The organism is Nocardia anocheti, assembly GCF_029675105.1.
Classification (GTDB): Bacteria; Actinomycetota; Actinomycetes; order Mycobacteriales; family Mycobacteriaceae; genus Nocardia.
This window is the reverse complement of sequence record NZ_JAQQFV010000011.1, coordinates 64451-89286: the sequence shown is the minus strand read 5'-3', so window position 1 is coordinate 89286 and position 24836 is coordinate 64451. Positions and strand designations below refer to the sequence as shown.

The following is a 24836-nucleotide window of genomic DNA, read 5'->3' as shown; positions in this document are numbered from 1 at the left end:
GTCCCGGCTCCGACACTGCCAGAACGTTCGGGCGCCGCTGCGCTCGCATCCAGAGAAAGGCTTGCCGACACCGTGTGCGGACTGCTCGGATTCCTGACAGCTGAGACGGCGACGACCGAGGTGGTCGATCAGGTGTACGACGCCCTGCACTGCCAGCGGCACCGTGGGCCCGACGAGAAGGGCACCTGGCACGACGAGCACATGATCTTCGGCTTCAACCGCCTGTCGATCATCGATATCGAGCACTCGCACCAGCCGCTGCGCTGGGGCCCCGCGGACAATCCGCAGCGCTACGCCATGACCTTCAACGGCGAGATCTACAACTACCTGGAACTGCGCGAGCAGCTGGCCGCCGAGCACGGCGCCGAGTTCCCCGAGGGCAAGATCTTCGCCACCGACGGCGACGGCGAGTCCATCGTGGCCGCCTTCCATTTCTGGGGCCCCGAGGCCGTGCGCAAGCTGCGCGGCATGTTCGCCTTCGCGATCTGGGACACCGAGAAGCGGGAACTGTTCCTGGCCCGCGACCCGTTCGGCATCAAGCCGCTGTTCTACGCCACCGGCCCCGGCGGCACCGCCTTCGCCAGCGAGAAGAAGAGCGTGCTGGAACTGCTGAGCCCGCTCGGCGTCTCCGACGACCTCGACCCGCGCGCCCTCGAGCACTACACGGTGCTGCAGTACGTGCCCGAGCCGGAGTCGCTGCACCGCAACATCCGCCGCCTCGAATCCGGTACCTACGCCACAGTGAAGGTGGGCGAGGCCCCGCGGGCAACCCGCTACTTCCGCCCGGACTTCCGGGTCCGCCCGTTCGCCGAGGGTGCCGCCCAGGCCCGCTACGCCGAGATCGCGGCCGCGCTCGAGGACTCCGTCGCCAAGCACATGCGCGCCGATGTCACCGTCGGCTCGTTCCTGTCCGGCGGTATCGACTCCACCGCCATCGCGGCGCTGGCCATGCGGCACAACCCGAAGCTCATCACCTTCACCACCGGTTTCGAGCGCGAGGGCTACTCCGAGGTCGACGTGGCCGCCGAGTCCGCCGAACTCATCGGCGCCCGCCACATCGTCAAGGTGGTCTCCCCCGCCGAGTTCGCCGCCGCCATCCCCGAGATCGTCTGGTACCTCGACGACCCGGTCGCCGACCCGGCGCTGGTTCCGCTGTACTTCGTGGCCAAACAGGCCCGCGAGCACGTCAAGGTGGTGCTCTCCGGCGAAGGTGCCGACGAGCTGTTCGGTGGCTACACCATCTACCGGGAACCGTTGTCGCTCAAGCCCTTCGAGTACCTGCCCGCCGGACTGCGCAAGCTCGTCGGCAAGCTCGGCGACAAGATCCCCGACGGCAAGCGCGGCAAGTCTCTGCTCCAGCGCGGCTCGCTCACCCTCGAGGACCGCTACTACGGCAACGCCCGCAGCTTCAACGACGCCCAGCTGCGCGCGGTGCTGCGCGAGTTCCGCCCCGAGTGGACCCACCAGGACGTCACCGCCCCCCTCTACGCCCAGTCCGCGGGCTGGGACCCGGTCGCGCGCATGCAGCACCTGGACCTGTTCACCTGGCTGCGCGGCGACATCCTGGTCAAGGCCGACAAGATGACCATGGCCAACTCCCTGGAACTGCGCGTGCCGTTCCTGGACAACGAGGTCATGCGGGTGGCCCAGGGCCTGCCCTACGACCAGAAGATCACCAAGGAGACCTCCAAGTACGCGCTGCGCCAGGCGCTGGACGGCATCGTGCCCGACCACGTCCTCCACCGCGCCAAGCTCGGCTTCCCGGTCCCCCTGCGCCACTGGCTGCGCGGCACCGAACTCTACGACTGGGCGCAGGCCCAGATCGCCGACTCCCAGACCGACCACCTCATCGACAAGGCCGTCGTGGCCCAGATGCTGCGCGACCACAAGGCGGGCCTGTCCGACCACAGCCGCCGCCTCTGGACCCTGCTGGTCTTCATGATCTGGCACGGCATCTTCGTCGAGAACCGCATCAAGCCCGAGATCCAGGAACCCACCTACCCGGTCTCCCTGTAGGGCCCCGCACGACGAACGCCCCCTGGATCGAAAGATCCAGGGGGCGTTCGCTTTCCGACCGCTACAGCAGGGCGGAGAGTTCGTCGGCGGCGTCGGCGCCGTATGCCTTGGTGAGGCGTTCGACGGCCTCGTCCTTGTTGAGGGTCCACTCCTGGGTGCCGGTGGTCTCCAGGACCAGCACGGCGATCAGGGAGCCGAGCTGGGCGGCGCGTTCCAGGCTCAGGCCCGCGCGGTGGGCGGTGAGGAAACCGGCGCGGAAGCCGTCGCCGACGCCGGTCGGGTCGACCTTGGCCACCTCGGGCACCACGCCCACCCGCACCTCGGTGCCGTCGGCGTCGACCACCAGCACACCCTCGGCGCCCAGGGTGGTGACCCGGATGCCGACCTTGGCGGCGATCTCGGCCTCGCTCAGGCCGGTCTTCTGCAGCAGCAGGCCCCACTCGTACTTGTTGGTGAACAGGTAGGCGGCGCCGTCGACCAGCTCGGCGGCCTGCTCGCCGTCGAGGCGAGCCAGCTGCTGGGAGGGGTCGGCCGCGTAGGCGATGCCCTGCGCCTTGGCCTGGCGGGTGTGGGCCACCATCGCGTCGGGATCGTTGGCGCCGACGAGCACCAGATCGACCGCGTGCGCGGCCGCGATCGCGGCGACGTCGATATCGCGCGCCTCACTCATCGCGCCGGGGTAGAACGACGCGATCTGCGCCATCGCCTCGTCGGTGGTGCAGACGAAGCGCGCCGTGTGCGCGGTCTCGGAGACATGCACCGCCGAGCAGTCGACGCCGTTGTCCTCCAACCACTTCCGGTATTCGGCGAAGTCGGCACCCACCGCGCCGACGAGCAGCGGCCGCTGCCCCAACAGGCCCATCGCGTAGGCGATATTGCCCGCCACCCCGCCACGACGGATCTGCAGATCGTCGACGAGGAAGCTCAGGGACACATGATCGAGCTGATCGGCAAGCAGCACATCGGCGAACTTGCCGGGGAATCGCATGAGGTGGTCGGTGGCGATGGACGCGGACACAGCAACAGACACGAGGCAGGGCCCCTTCGACGCTAGGCGGGGAAACAGAAAAAGCCCGGGATCACCCGATCCCGGACTTCAACGGTAGCAAGCGCCACAACCCCGAGGGTTCACCTCGACGTAACCCCGCACGTTTCGAATACGGGGTTACGTGCCAGCACCGATCGTCAGTTGAAGCTATCGCCGCAGGCGCAGGAACCCGTGGCGTTGGGGTTGTCGATGGTGAAGCCCTGCTTCTCGATGGTGTCGACGAAGTCGATCGAGGCGCCCTGGATGTAGGGGGCGCTCATGCGGTCGACCGCGAGCTTCACACCGGAGAACTCGACGACGATGTCCCCGTCGAGGACGCGGTCGTCGAAGAAGAGCTGGTAGCGCAGACCGGCACAGCCACCCGGCTGGACGGCGATGCGCAGGGCGAGGTCGTCGCGACCTTCCTGGTCGAGCAGCGCCTTCGCCTTGGCGGCGGCAGCATCGGTCAGCGTCGCACCGTGGGTCTCGGTGGCGGTCTCGTTCTGCACAGTCATGGACACTCCTAGTTGGACTCAGCCCGTCAACGGACCTCAGGTGCACAGCGCACGACACGCATCAACGTCGCAGCGCTCGCTGTTATTCCTATTTTGCCACCCGCACGTCGATCGGTGGACACGCCCTGGGTGCTTCGCCCCACACTACGCCTGCCCACCGGGTGATCCGGGTCACGCAGCCGGTCCGATGAGACCGGGCGCACCGCGCGCCGGACCGCATTACCCCCGCGCGGACCCGATCGAATAGCCTGGTGAACGTGAAATTGTTCCGTCGTGACGAGTCCAGCACCATCGACGAGTCCGTCGACCCCTCGGTGCCGGACGCAGATCAGCCCGCCGCCGCCTCCTCGTCGACCACTCCCGGTAAGGGTCGTCCGACGCCGAAACGGCGTGACGCGGAGGGTAAAAGGCGTGGCCCGGTGGCGCCCGCCCCGATGACCGCCAAGGAAGCGCGCGCCCGCCGCAAGGCCGTCAAGGGCAACAAGGAAGACCGCAAGGCCGCCGCCGCGGATCGTCGCGCCGCCGTGCAGGAGCGCCGCGCCCGCATGCTGGCCGGTGAGGACAAGTACCTGCTGCCGCGCGATCAGGGCCCGGTGCGCGCCTACGTGCGCAATATCGTCGACGCCCGGCGCAATCTGGTCGGTCTGTTCATGCCGATGGCGCTGGTGCTGATCATGTCGATGTTCATCGCGCCCGGTCTGCAGACCATCGTCACGCTGGCGATGCTGGTGATGATGGTGTTCATGATCATCGAGGGCTTCGTGCTCGGCAAGATCGTGAACAACCGGGTGATCGAGCGGTTCCCCGACACCACCGACACCGGTTTCAAGCTGGGCTGGTACGCCTTCGTGCGCGCCTCGCAGATCCGCAAGATGCGCGCCCCCAAGCCGCAGGTGGGCCCCGGCGACGCCGTCTGACCCCACGCGACCCGCGCGAATGCCGTTCCACCGAGCCGGTGGGGCGGCATTCGCCGTTTCTAGCTGTGTCCGCGCGGAATGTTGCTCGCGTATCCGGCGATGGCGGCGAGTTCGGCGGTGACCCGCTGGGCGTCGCGGTCGACGATTCCGGTGGACCCGGCGGTGCCGCGCCCGATCAGTACGGCGAGTCCGATGATGACGGCGAGGACGATCAGAAAAGTAACCATGGCAGAAAGTTTGCGCTCGTCGGTTTTCCGCCGAAAGTGGCTGTTCCGTCATTGTGCGCAAAGATCCGGCCAGATAGCATGGGTACATGCTGTCGAAGGTCGCCGTGGTGCTCAACGAGCGGCTCGCCATGTTCGAATTCGGTGTGGTCTGTGAGGTTTTCGGGCTCGACCGCACCGCCGACGGCCTACCGGGCTTCGATTTCCGGGTGTGCGGCATCGAACCGGGCAAGGCGCTGCGCTCCACCACGCCCGGCGTCACGGTGACTCCCGACCACGGTCTGGACCAACTCGCGCACGCCGATCTCGTCGCGATTCCCGCCTTCCCGATCCACGTGGAGCACGCCTACGACCCGCGCGTGATCGAGGCCGTCCGCGGCGCCTCCGCGGCGGGCGCCACCGTGCTCACCGTCTGTTCGGGAGCCTTCCTGGCCGGTGCGGCGGGCCTGCTCGACGGCCGCAAGTGCACCACCCACTGGCGCTACGTCGACCGCCTGGCGGCCCAGTTCCCGGACGCGACGGTGGACCCCGACGTGCTGTTCGTCGACGAGGGCAACCTCATCACCAGCGCGGGCACCGCGGCGGGCATCGACGCCTGCCTGCATCTGGTGCGCCGCGAGATCGGTTCCGCCGCCGCCAACGGCATCGCGCGCCGCATGGTGGTCCCGCCCCAGCGTGACGGTGGCCAGCGCCAGTTCATCGAGCAACCGGTGCCCACCTGCACCACCGCGGGTCTGGCGGGCACGCTGAGCTGGCTCACCGAGAACCTGGCCCAACAGCACACCGTCGACGATCTGGCCGCCCGCGCGGGCATGTCGACGCGCACCTTCGCCCGCCGCTTCGCCGCCGAGACCGGCACCACCCCGGTCAAATGGCTCACCACCCAGCGTGTGCTGCTCGCCAAGGGCCTGCTCGAGGCCACCGATCTGCCGCTGGATCGGGTGGCCGAGCGCTGCGGCTTCGGTTCCGGCGCGCTGCTGCGTCACCATTTCCAGCGACAGGTCGGCATCGCCCCCACCGAATACCGGCGGCGGTTCGGCGCGCGCCGCTGAGCGTCACGAGATCGTCACAGTCCCGCGAAACCCCTGTGAGTCAACACAATCGGGCGCCTATCACGGTTGTATCACGATCGCGTTCGCTTGACGGGATCGGTGAACGCTGATCAGCTGATCAGGTGTTCTGCGCGGGTCCGGGTAATTCTCGTTGGTCGATCAAAGTCCTGAGTGTGGCCGCGGCCGCGATCGTCACCTCGGTGCTCGGCGTCGCCGTCGCGGTGGCCGCGCCGGTAACACGCACGCCCGCAGGGGGTGTGGAAGAGCTCACCGTTCCGTCGTCGATGGGCCCGATCAAGGTCCAGGTGCGGTGGGCGGCCAGGGGCGGCAGTTCGGCGCTGTACCTGCTCGACGGCCTGCGCGCGCCCGCCGACCACAACCAGTGGACCACCGATACCGACGCGCTGCGCCAATTCGCCGGTGACGACGTGACATTGGTGTTCCCCGTCGGCGGCCATTCCAGTTTCTACACCGATTGGTATCGCCCGAGCGGCACCAATCACCAGAGCACCACCTACAAATGGGAAACGTTCCTCACCCGCGAACTCCCCGATTTCCTCGCCGGATACGGCGTTTCCCGCACCGACAACGCGATCGTCGGCGCCTCGATGGGCGGCAACGCGGCGCTGGTACTGGCGGCCCATCACCGCGACCAGTTCCGTTTCGCCGGTTCGTTCTCCGGATTCGTCAATCCGACTTATCCGATGTGGAATCAGGCGATGCGCGCGGCCATGATCGACGAGGGCAATTTCGATGTCGACGACATGTGGGGCCCGCCCGGCGATCCCGCGTGGGCCCGCAACGACGCCACCGTGCAGGCCGAACTGCTGCGCGGCCTGCCGATGTACGTCACCACCGGCAACGGCATGCCCGGCTCCCCGGACCTGGCCAACGGCTTCGGCAACACGGTCAACGCGATGGGCCTCGAGGCCATGGCGGCGGTCGCCGCGGGCATCTTCCGCGACCGCGTCACCGAATTGGGCATCTCGGCGCGCGTCGACATCCTCAACGGCACCCACACCTGGCCGTACTGGCAGCAGGCCCTCACCACCGCCCGCCCGATGATCCTGGACGCCCTGTCCGGCGCGTGACCCCCTCTCACCGGCCGGGGAGCCGGTCCAGGAATTCGGCGATGAGCGCGGCGATGTCGGCCAGGTGGGTTTCGAGGGCGAAATGACCGGTGTCGAACAGGTGCAGTTCGGCATCGGGAAGATCGGCGAGGTAGGCGTGCGCGCCGGGTGCGGGGAAGAAGGGATCGTGGGCGCCCCAGGTGATCAGGGTCGGCGGCGCGTAGGTGCGCAGCCAGGCCTGCCAGTCGGGGTAGCGGGCGATATTGGACTTGTAGTCGAAAGCCAGAGCGACCTGGGCCCGCTCGCGGCCGGGTAGGTCCAGGAAGTACTGGTCCAGCAGCCAGGATTCCGGGGACAGCACGGTGGGATCGGCGACGCCGCTCTCGTACTGGCCGCGGGTGGCGTCGAGGGTCAGCAGCCCCCGGATCGTCTCCTCGGCGCCGTCCTGGTCCGGGCGCAAGGCGGTGAACTCCCGCGCGCCCTCGGAAAGCCCGTCCTCGTAGGCGTTTCCGTTCTGCACGATCAGTCCGGCGATCCACTCCGGGTGCCGCTCGGCCAGCCGGAACCCGACCGGCGCACCGAAGTCGAAGACGTACAGCGCGAATCGGGTCAGGCCGAGCTGCCGCACGAAACCTTCGACGACATCGGCCAGACGATCGAAGGTGTACTCGAAATCCGCTGGCGCGGTGGTGTTGCCGAAGCCCGGATAGTCCGGCGCGATCAGGCGGTAGCGGTCACCGAGCACGTCGATGAGCCGCCGGAACTGATGGCTGGCAGTGGGAAAACCGTGCAGCAGCAACAGTGTCGGAGCGTCGGCGCGGGTGGGCACCGATTCCCGAGAGAAGACCTCGACGCCCTCGACCTCGAGGGAGCGGTACCGGATCAGCGGAAGACTCATCGCATCCACATGCTTTCTGTCGACAATGATGCATTAGGTGTAATCGCGCCGAGACTAATGTGTCAAGGCCATGCGATAGCATTAGCCGCATGAGTGAGACGGTCTTCCCGCTCGGTGAGCCGCTGGCCCTGGACCTGGTCAACACCCACCCGGCCGACACCGATCTGCTGAGTACCACCGAACGATTGGGCGAGTGGCTGCGCGCGCAGGCCGATCGGTTGCCCGAACCCCCACCCGCGCGACCGGGTGTCGAGGACCTGGAAGCCGTCCGTGGGATACGCGAGCACGTCGCGGCGGTGCTCGACGCGCTGTTGTCCGGCCGACGTCCGCCGGAGGCGGATCTGCGGGCGCTGGCGGCCGCGCAAGCCGCCGCGCCCGCGATCCGGCATCTCGACTGGGACGGCGCCGCGCTCACCGCCACCGTGCGCCGTACCGGTCCGGCTCACGCGCGACTGGCGGCCGCCCTGGCCGAATCCGCGGTCGAACTGCTCTCCGATCCGGCCATCGCGCGCCTGAAGCAGTGCGAAGCCGAGGACTGCGTGCTGCTGTTCCTGCCCGCCCATCCGCGTCGTCGCTGGTGCTCGCCACAGCGCTGCGGAAATCGGGTCCGCGTCGCCCGCTACTACGATCGACACCTCGCCAAACGCACTGCTACGTTCTGAGGAGCTGTCCACCGAGGGTGAGTCGAGTCGATTCGGAGGCGTGATGAGCCTTCCCCGACAGCGGCGATCAGAGCTTCGTCATCGTCGGCCCCGACCAGGCCACGGCGGAGGAACCGCTGCGCCAGGTCAACACCATGGCGGCGGAGGAGTTCTTCGCCCGACCGGTCGACGGCTGGATCAGCGTGCTCGGCTCGATCGGCGTCTACGGCAACGACTACTTCACGCGAGCGACGATCACCCTGGCGGGGCTGGGCGCCAACCCGCCGGAGGACGCCGTCTACCCGCTGCTCGTCACCGACGCCGACGGTTCCCTCGACATCCACATCTCGCACACCGATCCCGGCCCCGACCGCCGAGCCAACTGGCTGCCCGCCCCCGCCACCGGGCCACTGGGAATCACCATGCGTCTCTACGCACCCCACCCCGAGGTGCTCAACGGCGCCTGGACTCCCCCGCCGGTACGGAAGGTCTCCTGACGTCCGGCGCGTGTGCTCGCCACGTCGGGTGATTGCTACGGTGCTCGAATGTCTGCCAGCACGCCGCTCCGCACGCTCGTCCTCGGCGGCGCCCGGTCCGGGAAGTCGGCTTTCGCGGAGAATCTGCTGACCGAGCGACCCGAGGTCCGGTATCTCGCGACGGCCGTGCTCGATCCGGCCGATCACGACTTCGGCCACCGCGTCGCCGGTCATCGCGAACGGCGTCCGGCGCACTGGTCGACCATCGAGAACATCGAGCCCGCAACGGTTCTCGCCACACCGTCCCCGGCGACCCTGCTCGACGACATCGGCACCTGGCTCACCGCCCGCCTCGACGCGCGGGCGGCCTGGGAGGCGCCGCGCGGCACCGTCGGCCCGGACTGCGATGCCCTGGTCGCGGCGGTGGCGGACTACCGGGAGCGGCTGGTGATCGTCTCGCCCGAGGTGGGAATGGGCGTCATCCCGGCGACGCGCTCGGGGCGGCTGTTCCGCGACGAGATCGGCACGCTGAACCAACGGCTCGCGGCGGTGTGCGACGAGGCGTTCCTGCTCGTCGCCGGGCTGCCCGTGCGGCTGAAATGAGCCGGGTCGGTCGGCGCGGCACGCCGCGATCGGGGCAAGATGAGTCCGACACCCGGCTCCACTGTCGAAAGGCTTGCTAGTGACTCACGGATTCGACCCGGTCGCGGCCCCGGACGCGCGGGTGCGCGCGGCGGCCGAGCAGCGTCAGACGCAGCTCACCAAACCGGCCGGATCGCTGGGACGGCTCGAGGAGATCGGCAACTGGGTCGCCGCCTGCCAGGGCGTGTGCCCGCCGCGGCAGTTCGAGCGGGCCCGCGTGGTGGTCTTCGCCGGTGACCACGGCGTCGCGAAGCACGGTGTGTCGGCCTATCCGAGCGAGGTCACCGCGCAGATGGTGGCCAACTTCCTCGCGGGCGGCGCGGCGGTGAACGCGCTGGCCGCGGTCGCGGGCGCCACCGTGCGGGTGGTCGACATCGCCGTGGACGGCGACACCGATCCCACCGTGTCCGCGCACAAGGTCCGCCGCGGCAGTGGCGCCATCGACCGCGAGGACGCGCTGACCGAGGACGAGGTCGCCGCCGCGCTGGCCGCCGGTCGCGCCATCGCCGACGAGGAGATCGACGCGGGCGCGGATCTGCTCGTCGCCGGGGACATGGGCATCGGCAACACCACCCCCGCCACCGTGCTCGTCGCCCTTCTCACCGGCACCGAGCCGGTCGTCGCCGTGGGCCGGGGCACCGGCGTCGACGACGCGGGCTGGATCCGCAAGGTCGCCGCCATCCGCGACGGCATGCGCCGGGCCCGCCCGATCGCCAAGGACCCGGTCGACCTGCTGCGCGTCGCCGCGGGCGCCGATTTCGCCGCCATGGCCGGATTCCTGGCCCAGGCCGCGCTGCGCCGCACCCCCGTGCTGCTCGACGGCGTGGTGGTGACCGCTGCCGCCCTGGTCGCCGAGGACCTCGCCGCGGGCGCCAAGGACTGGTGGCTGGCCTCGCACCGCTCCACCGAACCGTCGCACGACCTGGCCCTGAAGCACCTGCGCCTGGACCCCCTCATCGACCTCTCGATGCGCCTGGGCGAGGGCTCCGGCGCCCTCACCGCCCTGCCGATCGTGCGCGCCGCGGTCGCCGCCCTCGCGGAGATGTCGACCTTCGCCGACGCGGGCGTGAGCACCGCCGCCGACGACGAGCCCGCCGCCCTCGACCTGTCCAAGTGATCACACCCCGCACCTCGCTGTCGGTCTCGCGCGGCGGCGCCGCCGACGAGCGGTTCCCGGGGGCGAGGTGAACGCCGTGCGGCTGGCCGTCTCCTGGCTCACCGTCGCGCCGATCGCCGGACCGTCCACCGTGGATCGCCGCGGCGCGGGCCGGGCGATCGCCGTGGCCCCGCTGGTCGGGCTGGTACTCGGGGTGATCGCGGCCGCCGCGATGTGGGGGTTGGGCCGTGGCGGGCTCGACATCCTCCTGGCCGGTCTGCTCACCGTCGGCCTGCTGGCCCTGCTCACCCGGGGGATGCACCTGGACGGCCTGGCCGACACCGTCGACGGGCTCGGCAGTTACGGTCCGCCGGAGCGGGCCAGGCAGATCATGAAGTCCGGGGGCGCCGGGCCGTTCGGGGTGGCGGCGTTGATCTTCGCGATCGGCATCCAGGCGGCGGCCTTCGCGGCGCTGGCCGGGCACGGGCGCTGGTGGGCGATCGCGCTCGCCGTCGCGGTGGGCCGGGTGGCCGTCGTCGCGGCCTGTCACACCGGTGTCCCCGCCGCCCCGGAGGCTGGTTTCGGGGCGCTGGTGGCGGGGACCCAGCGGCCCGTCGTGGTGGCGGGCTGGGCCGTCGTCGCGCTGGCGGGGGCCTGCTTCGCGGTCCCGGCGACTCTCTGGCTCGGCCCGCTGGTCGTCGCGATCGCCCTCGCGGCGACGATGTTCATCGTGCGGCACTGCGTGCGACGCTTCGACGGCCTGTCCGGCGACATTCTCGGCGCGGTCGTGGAAATCACGGTTTCGCTTGCCGCCGTGGGGTTTTCGCTGATGGTGTAGCCGGGTCACCGCGTCTCGGCAAACTCCGAGTGGTCACAAGTCCGGAATCGGGCGCTTGTGCCGTCGCACAGACCGTCCGCTCATCGGTACTCGGTTGCCTCCCCAGCACACCGGTGGCAATACAGTGGACGCCATGTCTTCCGAGCGTCTCTACTTCCGCCAGCTGTTGTCCGGCCGGGATTACGCCGTCGGCGATCCGATCGCCACTCAGATGCGCAATTTCGCGTATCTGATCGGCGATCGGGAGACCGGGGAGACCCTACTGGTCGATCCGGCCTACCGGGCCTCGGACCTGGTCGAGGCCGCCGAGGCCGACGGCATGCGGGTCAGCGGCGTCCTCGCCACCCACCACCACCCCGACCACGTCGGCGGCACCATGCTCGGTTTCACCCTCGGCGGTGTGGCCGAACTGCTCGAGAAGACCAGCGTCCCCGTGCACGTCAACAAGCAGGAACTGGACTGGGTCGCCCAGACCACCGGCATCGCCCCCAGCGAGCTGACCGGCCACGACAACGGGGACAAGGTCGCCGTCGGCGCCTTCGAGATCGAGTTACTGCACACCCCCGGCCACACCCCCGGCAGCCAGTGCTTCCTGTTCGACAACCGCCTGATCTCCGGCGACACCCTGTTCGTCGACGGCTGCGGCCGCACCGATTTCCCCGGCGGCGACTCCGACGAGATGTTCCGCAGCCTGCGCCGCCTGGCCGCCCTCGACGGCAACCCCACGGTCTACCCCGGCCACTGGTACTCCGAAGCCCCCAGCGCCGCACTGGGTTCCATCAAGGACACCAACTACGTCCTGCGCCCCCAAACCCTCCAACAATGGCAGGCGTTGATGCCCGGCTGATACGCCGCGAGCGGGCTCCCCGGGATGGGGAACCCGCTCACAGGGTGTTCTTACACCGTGCGCATCCAGCCGTGGTTGTCGGCGAAGGTGCCGCGCTGGATACCGGTGAGGGTGTCGCGCAGGGCCATCGTCACCTCGCCCGGCTCACCACCGCCGATGCTGAACTCCCCCTCGTGCGAGCGCACCCAGCCGACCGGCGTGATCACCGCAGCGGTCCCGCACGCGAAGACCTCACTGATCTCGCCCGATTCCGCGCCCTTGCGCCATTCCTCCACCGAGACCTTGCGCTCCTCGACCGGGTAGCCGGAGTCGGCGGCCAGGGTGAGCAGCGAGTCGCGGGTGATGCCGGGCAGCAGCGAGCCGGACAGTTCCGGGGTCACCAGGCGGGCCTCGGAGCCGGTGCCATAGACGAAGAACAGGTTGTTGGTGCCCATCTCCTCGACGTAGTTGCGCTCACACGCGTCGAGCCAGACCACCTGGTCACAGCCCTTCTCGGTGGCCTGGGCCTGGGCGAGCAGCGAGGCCGCGTAGTTGCCCGCCACCTTCGCCTCGCCGGTGCCGCCGGGTGCCGCGCGCACGTATTCGGTGGACAGCCACACCCGCACCGGCTTCACGCCACGCGGGAAGTACGCGCCCGCGGGCGAGGCCAGCAGCAGGTACTTGTAGGCGGAGGCGGGCTTCACACCCAGGCCCGCCTCGGTCGAGAACATGAACGGACGCAGGTACAGCGATTCCTCGCCCCCGGCCGCGGGCACCCAGTCGGCGTCCACGTCGAGCAGCTGACGCACCGATTCGATGAACAGTTCCTCGGGCAGCTCGGCCATCGCCATGCGCGCCGCCGAGCGACGGAAGCGCGCCGCGTTGGCGTCGATGCGGAAGGTGGCGATGCTGCCATCGGCCTGCCGGTAGGCCTTGAGGCCCTCGAAGATGGCCTGACCGTAGTGGAAGACCATGGTGGCCGGGTCCATCGACAGCGGGCCGTACGGTTCGACGCGGGCGTTGCCCCACACGCCGTCCGCGTAGTCGATGGACACCATGTGGTCGGTGAAGAAGCGCCCGAATCCGGGGGCCGCCAGTACCTCTTCCCGCTGCTGCGCCGCCAGGGGCGCGGGGTGCGGAATACGAGTGAACTGTGCAGCGACTGTCATGATGCGATCCTATATCCGGCGGGTGCGGTCACTTGGTGTTGGTGTCGACGAACGGCGGCTTGACCACCTTCGCGCGCAGCTTGCGTCCGCGCACGTCGACCTCCACCTCGTCGCCCGGTGCCAGCTCCGCCTCGGTGTCGAGCAGGGCGAGCGCGATGCCGATCTTGCGGGTGGGCGAGAAGGTGCCCGAGGTGGTCTCGCCGACCGGCGCGCCGTCGCGCAGCACGGTCTGGCCCTGCCGCAGCACGCCGCGGTCGATCGCCTCGAGGCCCATCAGCAGGCGGCGCGGTCCGTCGGCCTTCTCCCGCTCGAGGGCGTCCTTGCCCCAGAACCGCGGCTTCTTCCAGCCGACCGCCCAACCGGTGCGGGCCTGGTTGGGCGTGATGTCGAGCGAGAGCTCGTGGCCGTGCAGCGGGTAGCCCATCTCGGTGCGCAGGGTGTCGCGCGCGCCCAGTCCGGCGGGCTGGCCACCGGCCGCCTCGACCTGGGTGACCAGCGCGCGGAACACCGCCGCGGCGTCGTCCCACCTCGGCAGCAGCTCGTAGCCGTGCTCGCCGGTGTAGCCGGTGCGGCACACCCGCACCGGGCGGCCTTCCCACTCGGCGTCGGCGTAGGCCATGTACTCCATGTCGGTCGGCAGGCCGAGGGCGGTGAGCACCTCGGTCGACTTCGGTCCCTGCACCGCGAAGACCGCGTAGTCACGGTGCTCGTCGGTGACGGTGATCCCCTCGGGCGCCACCTTCGCCAGTTCCGCGACGACGGCGGCGGTGTTGGCCGCGTTCGGCACGAGGAAGATCTCGTCGTCGGCGACGTAGTAGGCGATCAGGTCGTCGATGACGCCGCCCTCGGGCGTGCAGCACAGGGTGTACTGGGCCTTGCCCGGCCGGATGCGCCCCAGGTCGTTGGTGAGCGCCGCGTTCACGAACTCCGCCGCGCCCGCCCCACGCACGGTCGCCTTGCCCAGGTGGCTCACGTCGAACAGCCCGACGGTGGTCCTGGTGGCGGTGTGCTCGCCCACGGTCCCCGCGTAGGAGACCGGCATCGCCCACCCCCCGAACGGCGCGAAGGTGGCGCCCAGTTCGACGTGGACATCGTGGATCGGGCCCTGCAACAGGTGGGAGTCGGTCATCGCCCGAGCTTATCGCCGACCGGGCGGCGGTCGGGAACGCCCGCGACGATTCCCGCAGATCCCGGCTGTCCCAGTGCGATTCGGCGCGCGTCCCGGGATCGCCGAGCGCGGTACCCGCGGCGGGTGAGGCGGTAGGGTCGACGTCGTGAGTGAGTTGCGCGGCCGCAGGTTCCAGAACGTCGCCCGGATGGACGCCGCGACCAGCCAGGTGGTGTCGCGGATTCCCTTGTCGCGGGTCGACACCGGGATGCTGCGCCTGACCAGGTCGGCCAATACCGGCGGGCTGTGGCTGGCCACGGCCGCGGTGCTCGCGCTGGAACCGGGTCCGCCGCGCCGGGCCGCGCTGCGCGGGGTGATCGCGCTCACCGGGTCGAGTTTCCTGGTGAACCTCGTCCTCAAGACGCTGATCCCGCGTCGGCGACCGCCCGCCGAACTGATGCCGCTGGGCCGCAGGCTGATCGAGGCGCCCGCGTCGTCATCGTTCCCGTCCGGCCACAGCGCCAATGCCGCCGCCTTCGCCACGGCCGTCGCACTGGAGAGCCCGCGCGCCGCCCTGGCCGTGGCGCCGGTGGCCGCGGCCGTGGCCTACTCCCGCATCCACACCGGCGCGCACTGGCCCTCCGACGTGCTGGTGGGCGCCGCGGTCGGCACCGGTGTCGCGCTCACCACCCGCCGCTGGTGGCCGATCCGCGAATCCGACGAGGCCGACGCGCACGTGGTCCACGACGCGCCGGTCCTGGCCGACGGCGCCGGACTGCTCCTGCTGATCAACCCCCGCTCCGGCGACTCCGCCTACGACCCCACCGCCGACATCGCCGCCGCCCTGCCCCGCGCCACCCTCGTGCACACCGAGCCGGGCCGCGACGCCGCCGAGCTGCTCCAGGAGGCCCTCGACCCGTCGGCCGTGGCCGTCGGCGCGGCCGGTGGCGACGGCACCATCGCCGCCGCGGCGGCCGTCGCGGTACGCAACAAACTGCCGCTGGTGGTGGTCCCCGCGGGCACCCTCAACCACTTCGCCCGCGACCTGGGCGTCTACGACCTGCGCGAGGTGGTCGACGCCACCGGCACCGGCGAGGCGGTCGAAGTCGACATCGCCGCCGTCGAATTCGAGACCCCCGAGGGCACCCGCACCCACCACCTGATCAACACCGCCAGCATCGGCGCCTACCCCGAACTCGTACGCCTGCGCGAGAAGTGGGAGGACCGCTGGGGCAAGTGGCCCGCCTTCGCCGCGGCCCTGATCGTCACCCTGCACCGCTCCCAGCCGATCCGCATCCGGATCGACGACCGCTGGCACGACCTGTGGTTCCTGTTCGTCGGCAACGGCCCCTACCACCCGCACGGCGCCGTCCCCGCCTTCCGCTCCCGCCTGGACGAGGGTCTGCTCGATGTGCGCTGGCTGCGCGCCGACGTGCGCTTCTCGCGCACCCGCGCGGTCATCGCGCTGATGCTGGCCGCCATCGGCCACAGCCGCGTCTACGGCGAACGTCAGATGCACGAGCTCACCGTGGCCACGCACAGCCCGCAGGCCGTGGCCGCCGACGGCGAAGTCGTCGGTACCTCCACCACCCTGCGCTTCACCATCGCGGGCCGCATCCCCGTCTACCGCCGCAACGAGGACAACCCCCGCTGGGAGAACCGCGCCCGCCCCCACCACCGCCGCCCCCTGGCCTGGCTCACCACCCGCCGTCGCCGCCCGGCCGGGCAGTAGCATCACCGGGCGTGTCATCCCCCGCCAGACCCGGATTCGCCGCCGAGCGCAATGACCGATGGGCGACGTTCCCACACGAACGGGCGGTCCTCGCGGTGGTGCACAACGCGACCGCGTCGACCCGCCTGTTCGACACACTCCCGATCCTCGCCGCCGACCCGCGCATCCGCATCGTCTTCACCCGCACCGGGTCGTCGGCCTTCGATCGGGGTACGTCCGAATTCCTGGCCGAGCGCGGCGTCACCGAAATCAGCTGGGACGAGGCCACCCGCTTTTCCTTCGATCTCGCTTTGTCCGCGAGTTATGGCGGCGATCTCCAAGAATTGGAAGCTCCCCTTTTCGTGATACCTCACGGAATGGGATACAATAAGTTTTTGAACAAACAAACAAACAAACAAACAAACAAACAAACAAACAAACAAACAGTGCGGTGTTCGGTTTGTCGGCCGAGTGGCTGACGCATGACGGAATCCTGATCCCCACCGCGATCGTCCTGTCCCACACCGAACAGCGCGACCGCCTGGCAGCCACCGTTCCCGCCGCTCTCTCCCGCGTTCTCATCGCGGGTGACCTGTGCTTCGACCAACTCTCCGCCAGCCTCCCCCTGCGCGCGAGCTACCGTCGAGCCTACGGCCTCCCCGCCACCCGAAAACTGATCGTGGTCTCGTCGACATGGGCGATTCCCAGCCTCCTCGGGCAGCATCCCGATCTCCCGCTCCGCCTCGCGGAAGCACTCCCCGCGGACGAATTCAGCATTGTCGTCGCACCCCATCCGAATATCGTCGCCGAGCATTCCCGGTGGCAATTCCGCGAATATCTCGCGGCCGCCACCAGAGCGGGTGTACAGGTCATCGACGATATCGACGGATGGAAATCGGCGATCGTCGCCGCCGATCTCGTCGTCGGCGACCACGGTTCCGTCGCCTTCTATGCCGCCGCTCTCGGCATCGCCCCACTGCTGGCGGTCGAGGCCGGGCACACGGTGGACCCGGCGTCACCGATCAGCGGATTCCTCACCGCCGCACCGCGTCTGGACCCGGACGACGATCTGGCGACCCAGGTCCGAGCCGCCATCACCGACCACCACGCCGCGCGCTACACCGCCGCCACCGACCTGACCACGTCGTATCCGATGGCGGGCGCGGCGATCCTGCGCACCGCGATGTACGCGGCGATGGCCCTCACCGAACCGCCCCACGCACCGGAGATCCCCACCGCCGCGCTGCCCCGCACCCCGATCCCCGGCGTCGATTCCCATCTGGTCCTGGTGAACTCACCGCGCCCCGGCACCGCGACGGTGACCCGCTATCCGGCCGAGCGGCTCCGTTCCGGTCGCGATCTCCCCCGCGGCGCGCACCTCGCCGTCGACGTCCGCGAACCCCCGCACCGCTGGTTGCGATCGGCCGACATCATGATCGGCCAGCCGGGCCCCGACACCCAGACCTGGATCACCGACACCCTGCGCGCGCTCCCCGGCTGCCGGATCGCCACCGCCCCACATCGCGCCGACGAATGGCTGCTCGGCACCGATTCAGCGGTGCTGTCGGTGCTCGGACCGCAGGACGCGTGCCGCTTGTTCGCGTCGGTGGCTCAGCACCACCTGGTGCGTGGCGCCGCCCTGCCCGACCTCGTCGGCGAATGGACGATCGACTGCGGCGGACTCACCCACCGCGTGTCGGTCCGCAAGTGATCACAGACCCCACTGCTCGATCTTCGCCCGAGCGTTCGCCGCGTCGGCGGTGAGTCCGGTCTGCTCGAAATGGCCGACCGCGCGCAGCAGGAAGTCGCGCGCACCGGCCGGATCACCGAGCGCGTGGGCGACTTCCCCCGACGCCTCGGCGATCTTCCCGAGATCGAACGAGCGACGCCGCGCTTCCATGGCCGTGTACGCCCGCGAGAGTTCGATCGCGGCGCGCTGGTGATCGCCGAGGAGCGCGAGCTTGCGACCCCGCCAGTACATGCTCTTGGCGAGATTGTCCGCCTCGTCCGAGGCCAGCGTGCGAAGCCCGGCCTCCACGGTGTCGAGCAACGCCAGCGCCGTCTGTGGTGACTCGACCTTGGCGAGATGGAAGTCGGCGATCAGGATCCGGCGCGGGTCGTCGATCTCGCGGGCGAGCCGCGCGTTCTCCCGCAGGAGTTCCAGCGCCTCAGAGGTTCTGCCCTGATCGAGCCGCACGAGCCCGAGTCCCTCGAGCGCACTGGCTTTGACGTCGGCCCGAATCGCCGCCGCGCTGGCGGCCTCGAATTCGGTTGCTGCCGCTTCGAGGTCGCCCGCCCACAGCTTTCCGAAGCCGTACTGCAGATGCAGCAGCGCTGTCACGTCGGGCTGTCCGGCTCGTCCGGCGGCCGCCAGGCCCCACCCGGACAGGAGCTCGAGGTCGCCGAGAATCTTCTCCTGTTCGTGGAAGGCCCACAGCAGCACCGCCCACCGCTGCGGGTAGCGGTCGTCACCGACGCTGTCGAGGAATTCCGCGGCGGCGAGCAGCGCAGTGCGTTCCTCCCACAACCAGGCCCGCGCCTGCTCGACACCGTCGAACAGCGTGGTGTCGGGCGTGAGGTCACCGAACAGCAGCCGCCGCCACGGACGTCCCGGTGCGATCAGCGCGTCGGCGGCGGCCAGGCGCGCATCGTAGAATTCGACAAGCCGCCATTCGTCGGCATCACGCTCGGCCATGGTGCGCTCGTCCACCTCCTCCGCATGTCGACGAATCAGTTCCCGTACGCGATAGCGTGGCGCCTCGACGCTCGACAGCAGCCACATGTCGGCCAGATCGATCAGCGATTCGGCGGCCACCCCCACCGAGACACCGAGCACCGCCGCCATGGCCTCCGCGCTGACCCGGCCGCCATGGGCCCGGAGTCCGAGGGCGCGATAGCACTGCTGGGACCGGACGGAGAGCAAGCCGTACGCGGCGCCGTAGACGCGTTCCAGCGGCAGCGCGGTGCGCCGACGCTGCGGGTCACGGAGACGGTCGACGGTCTCGGCCACCGGACGCGCGACTCGTCGATTCGCGCTCCGGCACACCATAGTCGCCACGATGCGCAGGGCGTGCGGAACATTCGCACAGTGACCGACGAGCTCATCGAACTCGGTCGGCTCCGCCTGGCACGTGTCGATCCCGATCAATTCCTCGAGCAGATGCCGCGCCGCGACCTCGTCCAACTCGTCGACCACGAACGCTCGCATTCCCACCGCATCCAGCGGCGTGGCGGGCCGGGCTTCGGTGACGATGACCAACGACGACCCACTCGCGGGCATCAAGGCCCTGGCCTGCGCCTCCGTCACCACACCATCGAGGAAGATCACCCGCGAACCGCGTTCGGTGAGAGTGCGATACAGGTCGCGCCGATCGCGTCCGACCGGAATGTCGCCCAGCGGATGCCCCAATCTCCGCAGCGCCAGCCCGAGCACGTCCTCGGGATGATCGACCTGATCGACCCCGCCGAATTCGAGGAACAGCACACCGTCGGGGTAATAGGCCCGCAGCTCGTGGACGAGTTCGATACCGACCGAGGTCTTCCCGATCCCGGGCTCCCCGGTCAGGACGATGACACGGTTTCCCGGAGCGCTCGTCAGGATGTACTTCGTCACCTCGTCCAACAGCGCGACATGGTTGACGAACGGCCGAACACGTTCCGGTAGCGCGGAATTCGATTGCATCACCCAACCCCCATCGACGACTCCGCATAGTACAGTGCGGGCAACGACCCGGCACCGCGTCGAGGAGTCTGGACAGTTCGATGAGAGTACGCCCGACCCTCACCGCCCTCGGCATCGCCGCGGCGGTGATCCTGCTGATCCTGGCGATCTATCGGCTCCCGCTGATGCTCGCACCGGAGGGCCTGCACGAACTCACACCCAAGGAACGGCTCGACGCGGCGGTGGCCCAGCGCGGCCAGTTCGCCGCGCTGCTCGGCACTCTCATCGCCCTGGCCGGTCTGTTCTACACGGTCCGCAAGTTCCTGCTGGACCGGGCCAAACAGGATGTCGACCGGTTCAGCGCGGTGGTGGGGCATCTCGCCGCCGAGGACCCGGTCACCCGCTCCGGTGGGGTCTTCGCGTTGCAACGGCTCATGGAGGACGCGCCGCGCGAGCGGGAACGCGGCCTGCGCCTGCTGGCGCGCCTGCTCCAGCGCCGCACCGCGGGGGGCGAATTCGCCACCGCGCCGGGCGATCTCGTCGACGCGGTGGCGGTGCTGCGCGACCGGCTGGCCCGCAAGCACGCCGTGACCGGACTCGATCTCAGCGGTGCCCGGTTGCCCGGGGCCGATCTGCGCGCGGTCCGGCTGCCGGGTGCCCGGCTGGCACGGATGGATCTCGCGGCCGCCGATCTCCGTGGCGCCGATCTGCGCGAGGCGGATCTGTCCGAGGCCACCCTCACCGGCGCCGACCTGCGCGGGGCGGACCTGCGCGGAGCCACCCTGCGCCGCACCCGCCTGGACACCGCGCGACTGTCCGACGCCGATCTCACCGGCGCCGACCTCACGGGCACCGTCCTCAGCGGCACCGATCTCACCGCCGCCCAACTGCACGGTCTCGACACCACCACCGCCCTGGGCCTGCCCACCGACGCCGCGCTCCCGGCACCCAACCCCTGACCTCCGCGAGCACGGCCGACGACCGGGCGCGGTTGTGTCACGACGGTCCGGTGCACCTCACGAACCCGTCTCACCTGCGTCACCATTGTTCACAACCACCACGACCCACCCGGGGTGCGCGCTCATGATGGACGGCATGAGGGCTCCCGACGGTGGACGTTCGATCAGCGCGGCCGAGGCCGATCGGCGCTGGGATCCGTGGACACCGAGCGTGGTGGCCGCCCGGCTGAGCGGGTGTACGACGCCGTGGGCGGTCGCGGGCGGATGGGCACTGGACCTGTTCGCCGGATCGATCTCGCGCGCGCACGCCGATATCGAGATCACGGTGCCCCGGGCCGATTTCCCGCAGATCGCCGCCGCCTTCCCCGAATACGAGTGGGATGTCGTCGGCGACGGCACCGTCTGGCCCTACGCCAGCGCCGCCGACCACCCCGACCTGCACCAGACCTGGCTGCGCGACCCCTACACCGGCACCTACCATCTCGACGTCTTCCGCGAACCGCACGACGGCGGCACCTGGATCTGCCGTCGCCACCCCGCCATCACCCTCCCCTACCCGGACCTGATCCACACGACCGCCGCCGGAATCCCCTACCTGATCCCCGAAGCCGTCCTGCTGTTCAAGGCCAAGGCCGCCCGCCCCAAGGACGACGCGGATTTCGACCGCGTCCTGCCCCTGCTCCCCGACGCGCACCGCGCCCGCCTGACCACCTGGCTCACCACGGTCCACCCGGCCCATCCCTGGCTGACCCGCACCGCCGCCTGAACACCGCGCATCGAGCACTCGCCAACCCCGCGCGCGGTCGTCAGCTCGGCAACCGGCACCAGCCCTGCCGATAGTCCGCCCAATCCTGTTCCGTAGCGGCGAAATCCACGTACAGCGCGACACCGAACGCCCCGCGCCCCACCTCCGATCGGGTCAACCCCAATCGGATGCCGCGCACCGCCGCCGCGACCGTCTCCGCCGCGCCGTGATGACCGGGATCGTCGGCCCAGAAGGCGGGCGCGCCCATCAGCAGATCCACCTCGGTGGGCGTCACCTCGGCGGCCAGCGCGGTCTGCTGGGCGACGTACCCGCTGTAGAGCGCCTTCGTCGGCATGGCCGTGTCGTAGGACATGACCGCCACCTGGTCCACGCGCCGGGCCACCTCGGCGAAATACGCCTGGCTCCACCATTTTCCGTGGTCGGCCACCGCGAGGCCGACCGAGTGCAGACCCGGCAGCGGGTCGATCACCGGCGCCGAGACCGACAGCGGCACCCCGGCGCGCGCGGTCACCGCGCGGGTCGCGTCGAGCAGCGCGAGGAAGCCCGGTGAGCCGGAGCGCACCGGTTCGAGGTCGTAGTGCACGCCGTCGAAGCCGTACTCCAGCACGCGCCGAGCCGAGGCGACCACCCGATCCCGGGAGGCGGCCGATTCCACGTCGAGCCCGTCGAATTCGGGCCGCACGACGTCGCCGAGCCAGGACTGCACCCGGATTCCGGGCAGCTTCGCGTGCACGGCCTCGACGAACCATCGCGCGCGTGGCGCCAGGTCGTCTCGCAGGCTCCCGTCGTGTTCCAGCGGACCGGTGTGGACGTAGAGATCCCGGATGCCGGTGCCCGTCAGCAACTTCGCCAGTCCGTCGACATCGGCGTCGGTCCGGCGGCCGTCCACCCACGCGTGCCCGAGCCAGACCGCGTCGCGCCCCCGGGTACGCGCCTGCTCGGACTGCTCGCCGACATTGTGTGCCAGTAGCGCACATAAAACGCCCACGACCGGCGCGAACACGACGGCCAGCACGAGTCCGAGCACGACCGCGACGCGCGTGCGCCACGACCACCGACGCCATCTGTCCCGCACGATTCCTCCCCCGTGACAACGAACCGCCGAGTTTACCGGCAGGTACCGATCCGCAGATTTCCGGCAAATCGGCCACGCGTGAAACACTCTGCTCCGCTGTACAACTGAACGGAGCACCATGAAACTCGCTGTCACCCTCGCGTCCGCCGCCGTCGCGGCCTTCGCCTTCGCGATCGCGGCCCCGGCCGTGGCCACCGCGCAGCCCGCCAACTGCCACAGCTCGTACACCCCCTGCCTGCCGATCGTCAGCGATGTCGACTGCGAGGGCGGCAGCGGCAACGGCCCCGTCTACACCGGCCCGGTCCGGGTCATCGGTCCCGACGAGTACGGCCTGGACCGCGACGGCGACGGGTACGGCTGCGAGTAGAGCATGGAGAAGGGGCGCGCGAGGACTCGCGCGCCCCTTCTCCATTGTCCGTCAGCGGTTTTCGGGACCGCCCAGGCCTGGCTCGCCCGGCTTGCCCAGATCCGGACCGGACCCCGGCCCGCCATACCCCGGGCCGCCCTCGGCCGGACCGCCGTACCCCGGCGCACCGTATCCCGGCTGACCACCCGCGGGGCCGCCGTACCCGGGCTGGCCACCGGCCGGACCGCCGTACCCGGGCTGACCGCCCGCGGGGCCGCCGTACCCCGGCTGACCACCGGCCGGACCGCCATAGCCCGGCTGACCACCGAACCCACCCTCGGGCCCGCCGTACTGCTGCGGGTAGCCCGGCTCCGGTGTCGCCGCCGCACCCGCCACCGGACCACCGGTGACCACGCGGTAGGCGTAGGTCGAGGCGATGATCGTGAGCGGAATCGTCACCAGCAGACCGAGGCCGCACGGAATCGCGCCAAGCACATTGATGCCGAACAAGGCCAGCGCCAGCAACAGCAGCGGACCCGCATTGCCCGAGATCGCCGAGAAACTGGATTTGATCGCGGTGACCGCGTCCTGATCCCGGTCGATCACGAATTGCATCGTCCACCAGGTGAAGAACGCGATGACGATACCCGGCAGAATGCACAGCAGCAGGCCGATACCGGTCGCCAGACCCACCAGCAGGCCCGCCAGAATGATCACGCCGACTCTGCTGAACTGGAAGAAATCACCGAATGTCGGTTTGCGCCCGTCGGTTTCGTGCAGCGCGCCGCGCACCAGGGCCGCCGAGATCAGGTAGCCCACGATCGTGGTCACGACCGTGCCGATCAGCTGCCAGATCCCGAATCCGATGACGACGGCGCCGTCACTGTCGGTATCGGTGTTGCCGAGGTTGAACACGAAATTCAGGACCACCTGGATCAGGACTGCGACCAGCACGATGGCCACCCACACCACCGCGTTGTCCTTGAATTTGTTCCACCCGTACCCGATCGCGTCGCCGACGCCGAGTTTCGGCCCGGCCGGTGGATAGCCGGGTTGCTGCTGGCCATACGTCATTCGAATCGCACCCCTCATCGACTGGACGGCCGCGGCCGCCTATTTATGAGCAGACACCGCCGATCATGGCATATGGATATGAGTGGGCGCGGCGAGTCAGTTCCCGGCGTTTTCCCGCTTGGGCAGTTTCCAGCCCGGGCGCGGGAAGTGGCAGGTGTAGCCGTCGGGGTAGCGCCGCAGGTAGTCCTGGTGTTCGGGCTCGGCGTCCCAGAAGGTGCTGGCCGGGGTCACCTCGGTGACGACCTTGCCCGGCCACAGACCCGAGGCGTCCACATCGGCGATGGTGTCCAGGGCGATGCGGCGCTGGTCCTCGTCGAGATAGAAAATGGCCGATCGATAGCTCGAACCGATGTCGTTGCCCTGCCGGTCGCGGGTGGTGGGGTCATGGATCTGGAACAGGAACTCGAGCAGCGCCCGGTAATCGGTCACGGCGGGGTCGTAGACGATCTCCACGGCCTCCGCGTGTCCGGGATGATTGCGGTAGGTGGGGTGATCATTGCGTCCACCGGTATAGCCGACCCGGGTCGTGAGCACACCCGGTTGACGGCGGATCAACTCCTGCATTCCCCAGAAGCAACCACCGGCCAGAATCGCCATACGGGTTTCGGTCACGTCTCCTCCTCGATGAGAGCGGCGCGGTTGGCGGACTTCGGCCACAACCGTCTCCTGGAGAACTCCGGATGACCCCCCGAAAATTCCCGACAGTAAGGTTGCCGCCCGAGCGTTACC

The 24836-nt window shown here is 69.7% G+C and carries 26 protein-coding genes; 16 read left to right on the top strand and 10 right to left on the bottom strand.

All coding sequences use genetic code 11. The features are described 5' to 3' along the window. Positions 1 to 72 precede the first annotated feature (72 nt). Positions 73 to 2016 carry an asparagine synthase (glutamine-hydrolyzing) gene (gene asnB, locus QC180_RS26260; protein WP_278265501.1) on the top strand — a complete coding sequence of 648 codons (1944 nt, stop codon included), beginning with the start codon at positions 73 to 75 and terminating at the stop codon, positions 2014 to 2016. Between the two features lie 61 nt (positions 2017 to 2077). Here asnB and QC180_RS26255 read toward each other — a convergent pair whose 3' ends face one another. Continuing rightward, positions 2078 to 3004 carry a carbohydrate kinase family protein gene (locus QC180_RS26255; protein ID WP_474646546.1) on the bottom strand — a complete coding sequence of 309 codons (927 nt, stop codon included), beginning with the start codon at positions 3002 to 3004 and terminating at the stop codon, positions 2078 to 2080. Positions 3005 to 3201: 197 nt separating this feature from the next. Next, a complete protein-coding gene (erpA, locus tag QC180_RS26250) occupies positions 3202 to 3558 on the bottom strand; it encodes an iron-sulfur cluster insertion protein ErpA (protein ID WP_067496006.1) in 357 nt (118 codons plus the stop codon). 314 nt (positions 3559 to 3872) lie between these two features. Between erpA and QC180_RS26245 the strand changes: the two genes are divergently transcribed. Beyond that, on the top strand, positions 3873 to 4475 hold the full coding sequence (locus tag QC180_RS26245; RefSeq protein ID WP_278265610.1) for a DUF3043 domain-containing protein: 603 nt from the start codon (positions 3873 to 3875) through the stop codon (positions 4473 to 4475). 59 nt (positions 4476 to 4534) lie between these two features. Here the strand turns inward: QC180_RS26245 and QC180_RS26240 are convergent, their stop codons facing one another. Next, on the bottom strand, positions 4535 to 4702 hold the full coding sequence (locus tag QC180_RS26240) for a hypothetical protein (RefSeq protein WP_278265499.1): 168 nt from the start codon (positions 4700 to 4702) through the stop codon (positions 4535 to 4537). Positions 4703 to 4788: 86 nt separating this feature from the next. Between QC180_RS26240 and QC180_RS26235 the strand changes: the two genes are divergently transcribed. Beyond that, the gene (locus tag QC180_RS26235; protein WP_278265498.1) at positions 4789 to 5751 is read left to right on the top strand and encodes a helix-turn-helix domain-containing protein; all 963 of its coding nucleotides are present in this window, start codon (positions 4789 to 4791) and stop codon (positions 5749 to 5751) included. Between the two features lie 173 nt (positions 5752 to 5924). Further along, positions 5925 to 6842: an alpha/beta hydrolase gene (locus QC180_RS26230; protein ID WP_474646540.1), complete on the top strand. Its 918-nt coding sequence runs from the start codon at positions 5925 to 5927 to the stop codon at positions 6840 to 6842. Between the two features lie 7 nt (positions 6843 to 6849). Here the strand turns inward: QC180_RS26230 and QC180_RS26225 are convergent, their stop codons facing one another. Next, positions 6850 to 7719, bottom strand: coding sequence for an alpha/beta fold hydrolase (locus QC180_RS26225; RefSeq protein ID WP_278265497.1), 870 nt, complete (start codon positions 7717 to 7719; stop codon positions 6850 to 6852). An 89-nt stretch (positions 7720 to 7808) separates the two neighbouring features. Here QC180_RS26225 and QC180_RS26220 point away from each other — a divergent pair, with 89 nt between their 5' ends. The 6 genes from QC180_RS26220 (at position 7809) to QC180_RS26195 (ending at position 12259) form a co-directional block, all read left to right on the top strand. Further along, positions 7809 to 8381: a CGNR zinc finger domain-containing protein gene (locus QC180_RS26220; RefSeq protein WP_278265496.1), complete on the top strand. Its 573-nt coding sequence runs from the start codon at positions 7809 to 7811 to the stop codon at positions 8379 to 8381. Between the two features lie 134 nt (positions 8382 to 8515). Continuing rightward, complete coding sequence (locus QC180_RS26215) at positions 8516 to 8857, top strand: DUF1214 domain-containing protein (protein WP_278265495.1); 342 nt, start codon at positions 8516 to 8518, stop codon at positions 8855 to 8857. Between the two features lie 48 nt (positions 8858 to 8905). Continuing rightward, the gene (locus QC180_RS26210; RefSeq protein ID WP_278265494.1) at positions 8906 to 9439 is read left to right on the top strand and encodes a bifunctional adenosylcobinamide kinase/adenosylcobinamide-phosphate guanylyltransferase; all 534 of its coding nucleotides are present in this window, start codon (positions 8906 to 8908) and stop codon (positions 9437 to 9439) included. 79 nt (positions 9440 to 9518) lie between these two features. Next, complete coding sequence (gene cobT / locus QC180_RS26205) at positions 9519 to 10595, top strand: nicotinate-nucleotide--dimethylbenzimidazole phosphoribosyltransferase (RefSeq protein ID WP_278265493.1); 1077 nt, start codon at positions 9519 to 9521, stop codon at positions 10593 to 10595. A gap of 67 nt (positions 10596 to 10662) precedes the next feature. After that, a complete protein-coding gene (locus QC180_RS26200) occupies positions 10663 to 11412 on the top strand; it encodes an adenosylcobinamide-GDP ribazoletransferase (protein WP_278265492.1) in 750 nt (249 codons plus the stop codon). A 133-nt stretch (positions 11413 to 11545) separates the two neighbouring features. Further along, positions 11546 to 12259 (top strand): MBL fold metallo-hydrolase, encoded by a 714-nt coding sequence (locus QC180_RS26195; protein ID WP_278265491.1) that lies wholly within the window; start codon positions 11546 to 11548, stop codon positions 12257 to 12259. A 50-nt stretch (positions 12260 to 12309) separates the two neighbouring features. Here QC180_RS26195 and QC180_RS26190 read toward each other — a convergent pair whose 3' ends face one another. Together QC180_RS26190 and gcvT are read right to left on the bottom strand one after the other, a co-directional pair. After that, positions 12310 to 13407, bottom strand: coding sequence for a branched-chain amino acid aminotransferase (locus tag QC180_RS26190; RefSeq protein ID WP_278265490.1), 1098 nt, complete (start codon positions 13405 to 13407; stop codon positions 12310 to 12312). A gap of 28 nt (positions 13408 to 13435) precedes the next feature. Further along, positions 13436 to 14536 carry a glycine cleavage system aminomethyltransferase GcvT gene (gcvT, locus tag QC180_RS26185; protein WP_278265489.1) on the bottom strand — a complete coding sequence of 367 codons (1101 nt, stop codon included), beginning with the start codon at positions 14534 to 14536 and terminating at the stop codon, positions 13436 to 13438. 145 nt (positions 14537 to 14681) lie between these two features. Here gcvT and QC180_RS26180 point away from each other — a divergent pair, with 145 nt between their 5' ends. Genes QC180_RS26180 through QC180_RS26170 form a run of 3 tightly spaced genes read left to right on the top strand, consistent with a single transcriptional unit; the run spans position 14682 to position 17937 of the window. Next, entirely contained in the window at positions 14682 to 16247 is a 1566-nt protein-coding gene (locus tag QC180_RS26180; RefSeq protein WP_278265488.1) for a bifunctional phosphatase PAP2/diacylglycerol kinase family protein, read from the top strand. Positions 16248 to 16258: 11 nt separating this feature from the next. Further along, positions 16259 to 16705, top strand: a complete 447-nt coding sequence (locus QC180_RS26175; RefSeq protein ID WP_278265487.1) for a hypothetical protein — start codon at positions 16259 to 16261, stop codon at positions 16703 to 16705. Next, positions 16678 to 17937, top strand: coding sequence for a hypothetical protein (locus tag QC180_RS26170; RefSeq protein ID WP_278265486.1), 1260 nt, complete (start codon positions 16678 to 16680; stop codon positions 17935 to 17937). The genes QC180_RS26175 and QC180_RS26170 overlap by 28 nt, the downstream gene beginning before the upstream one ends. On the opposite strand, the gene QC180_RS26165 is transcribed toward QC180_RS26170, so the two are convergent. Continuing rightward, a complete protein-coding gene (locus QC180_RS26165; RefSeq protein WP_278265485.1) occupies positions 17938 to 19908 on the bottom strand; it encodes a hypothetical protein in 1971 nt (656 codons plus the stop codon). Between the two features lie 80 nt (positions 19909 to 19988). On the opposite strand from QC180_RS26165, the gene QC180_RS26160 reads away from it, so the two are divergent. After that, positions 19989 to 20846 (top strand): pentapeptide repeat-containing protein, encoded by an 858-nt coding sequence (locus tag QC180_RS26160; RefSeq protein WP_278265484.1) that lies wholly within the window; start codon positions 19989 to 19991, stop codon positions 20844 to 20846. A 136-nt stretch (positions 20847 to 20982) separates the two neighbouring features. Continuing rightward, positions 20983 to 21612: a nucleotidyltransferase domain-containing protein gene (locus QC180_RS26155; RefSeq protein WP_278265483.1), complete on the top strand. Its 630-nt coding sequence runs from the start codon at positions 20983 to 20985 to the stop codon at positions 21610 to 21612. A 40-nt stretch (positions 21613 to 21652) separates the two neighbouring features. Here QC180_RS26155 and QC180_RS26150 read toward each other — a convergent pair whose 3' ends face one another. Next, positions 21653 to 22687 (bottom strand): glycoside hydrolase family 18 protein, encoded by a 1035-nt coding sequence (locus QC180_RS26150; protein WP_278265482.1) that lies wholly within the window; start codon positions 22685 to 22687, stop codon positions 21653 to 21655. Positions 22688 to 22805: 118 nt separating this feature from the next. Between QC180_RS26150 and QC180_RS26145 the strand changes: the two genes are divergently transcribed. Further along, positions 22806 to 23054 (top strand): hypothetical protein, encoded by a 249-nt coding sequence (locus QC180_RS26145; RefSeq protein ID WP_278265481.1) that lies wholly within the window; start codon positions 22806 to 22808, stop codon positions 23052 to 23054. A 51-nt stretch (positions 23055 to 23105) separates the two neighbouring features. Here the strand turns inward: QC180_RS26145 and QC180_RS30275 are convergent, their stop codons facing one another. Both QC180_RS30275 and msrA read right to left on the bottom strand, forming a co-directional pair. After that, positions 23106 to 24107 carry a DUF2189 domain-containing protein gene (locus QC180_RS30275; protein ID WP_347567356.1) on the bottom strand — a complete coding sequence of 334 codons (1002 nt, stop codon included), beginning with the start codon at positions 24105 to 24107 and terminating at the stop codon, positions 23106 to 23108. 96 nt (positions 24108 to 24203) lie between these two features. Continuing rightward, positions 24204 to 24704, bottom strand: a complete 501-nt coding sequence (gene msrA / locus QC180_RS26135; RefSeq protein ID WP_375937930.1) for a peptide-methionine (S)-S-oxide reductase MsrA — start codon at positions 24702 to 24704, stop codon at positions 24204 to 24206. Positions 24705 to 24836 lie beyond the last annotated feature (132 nt).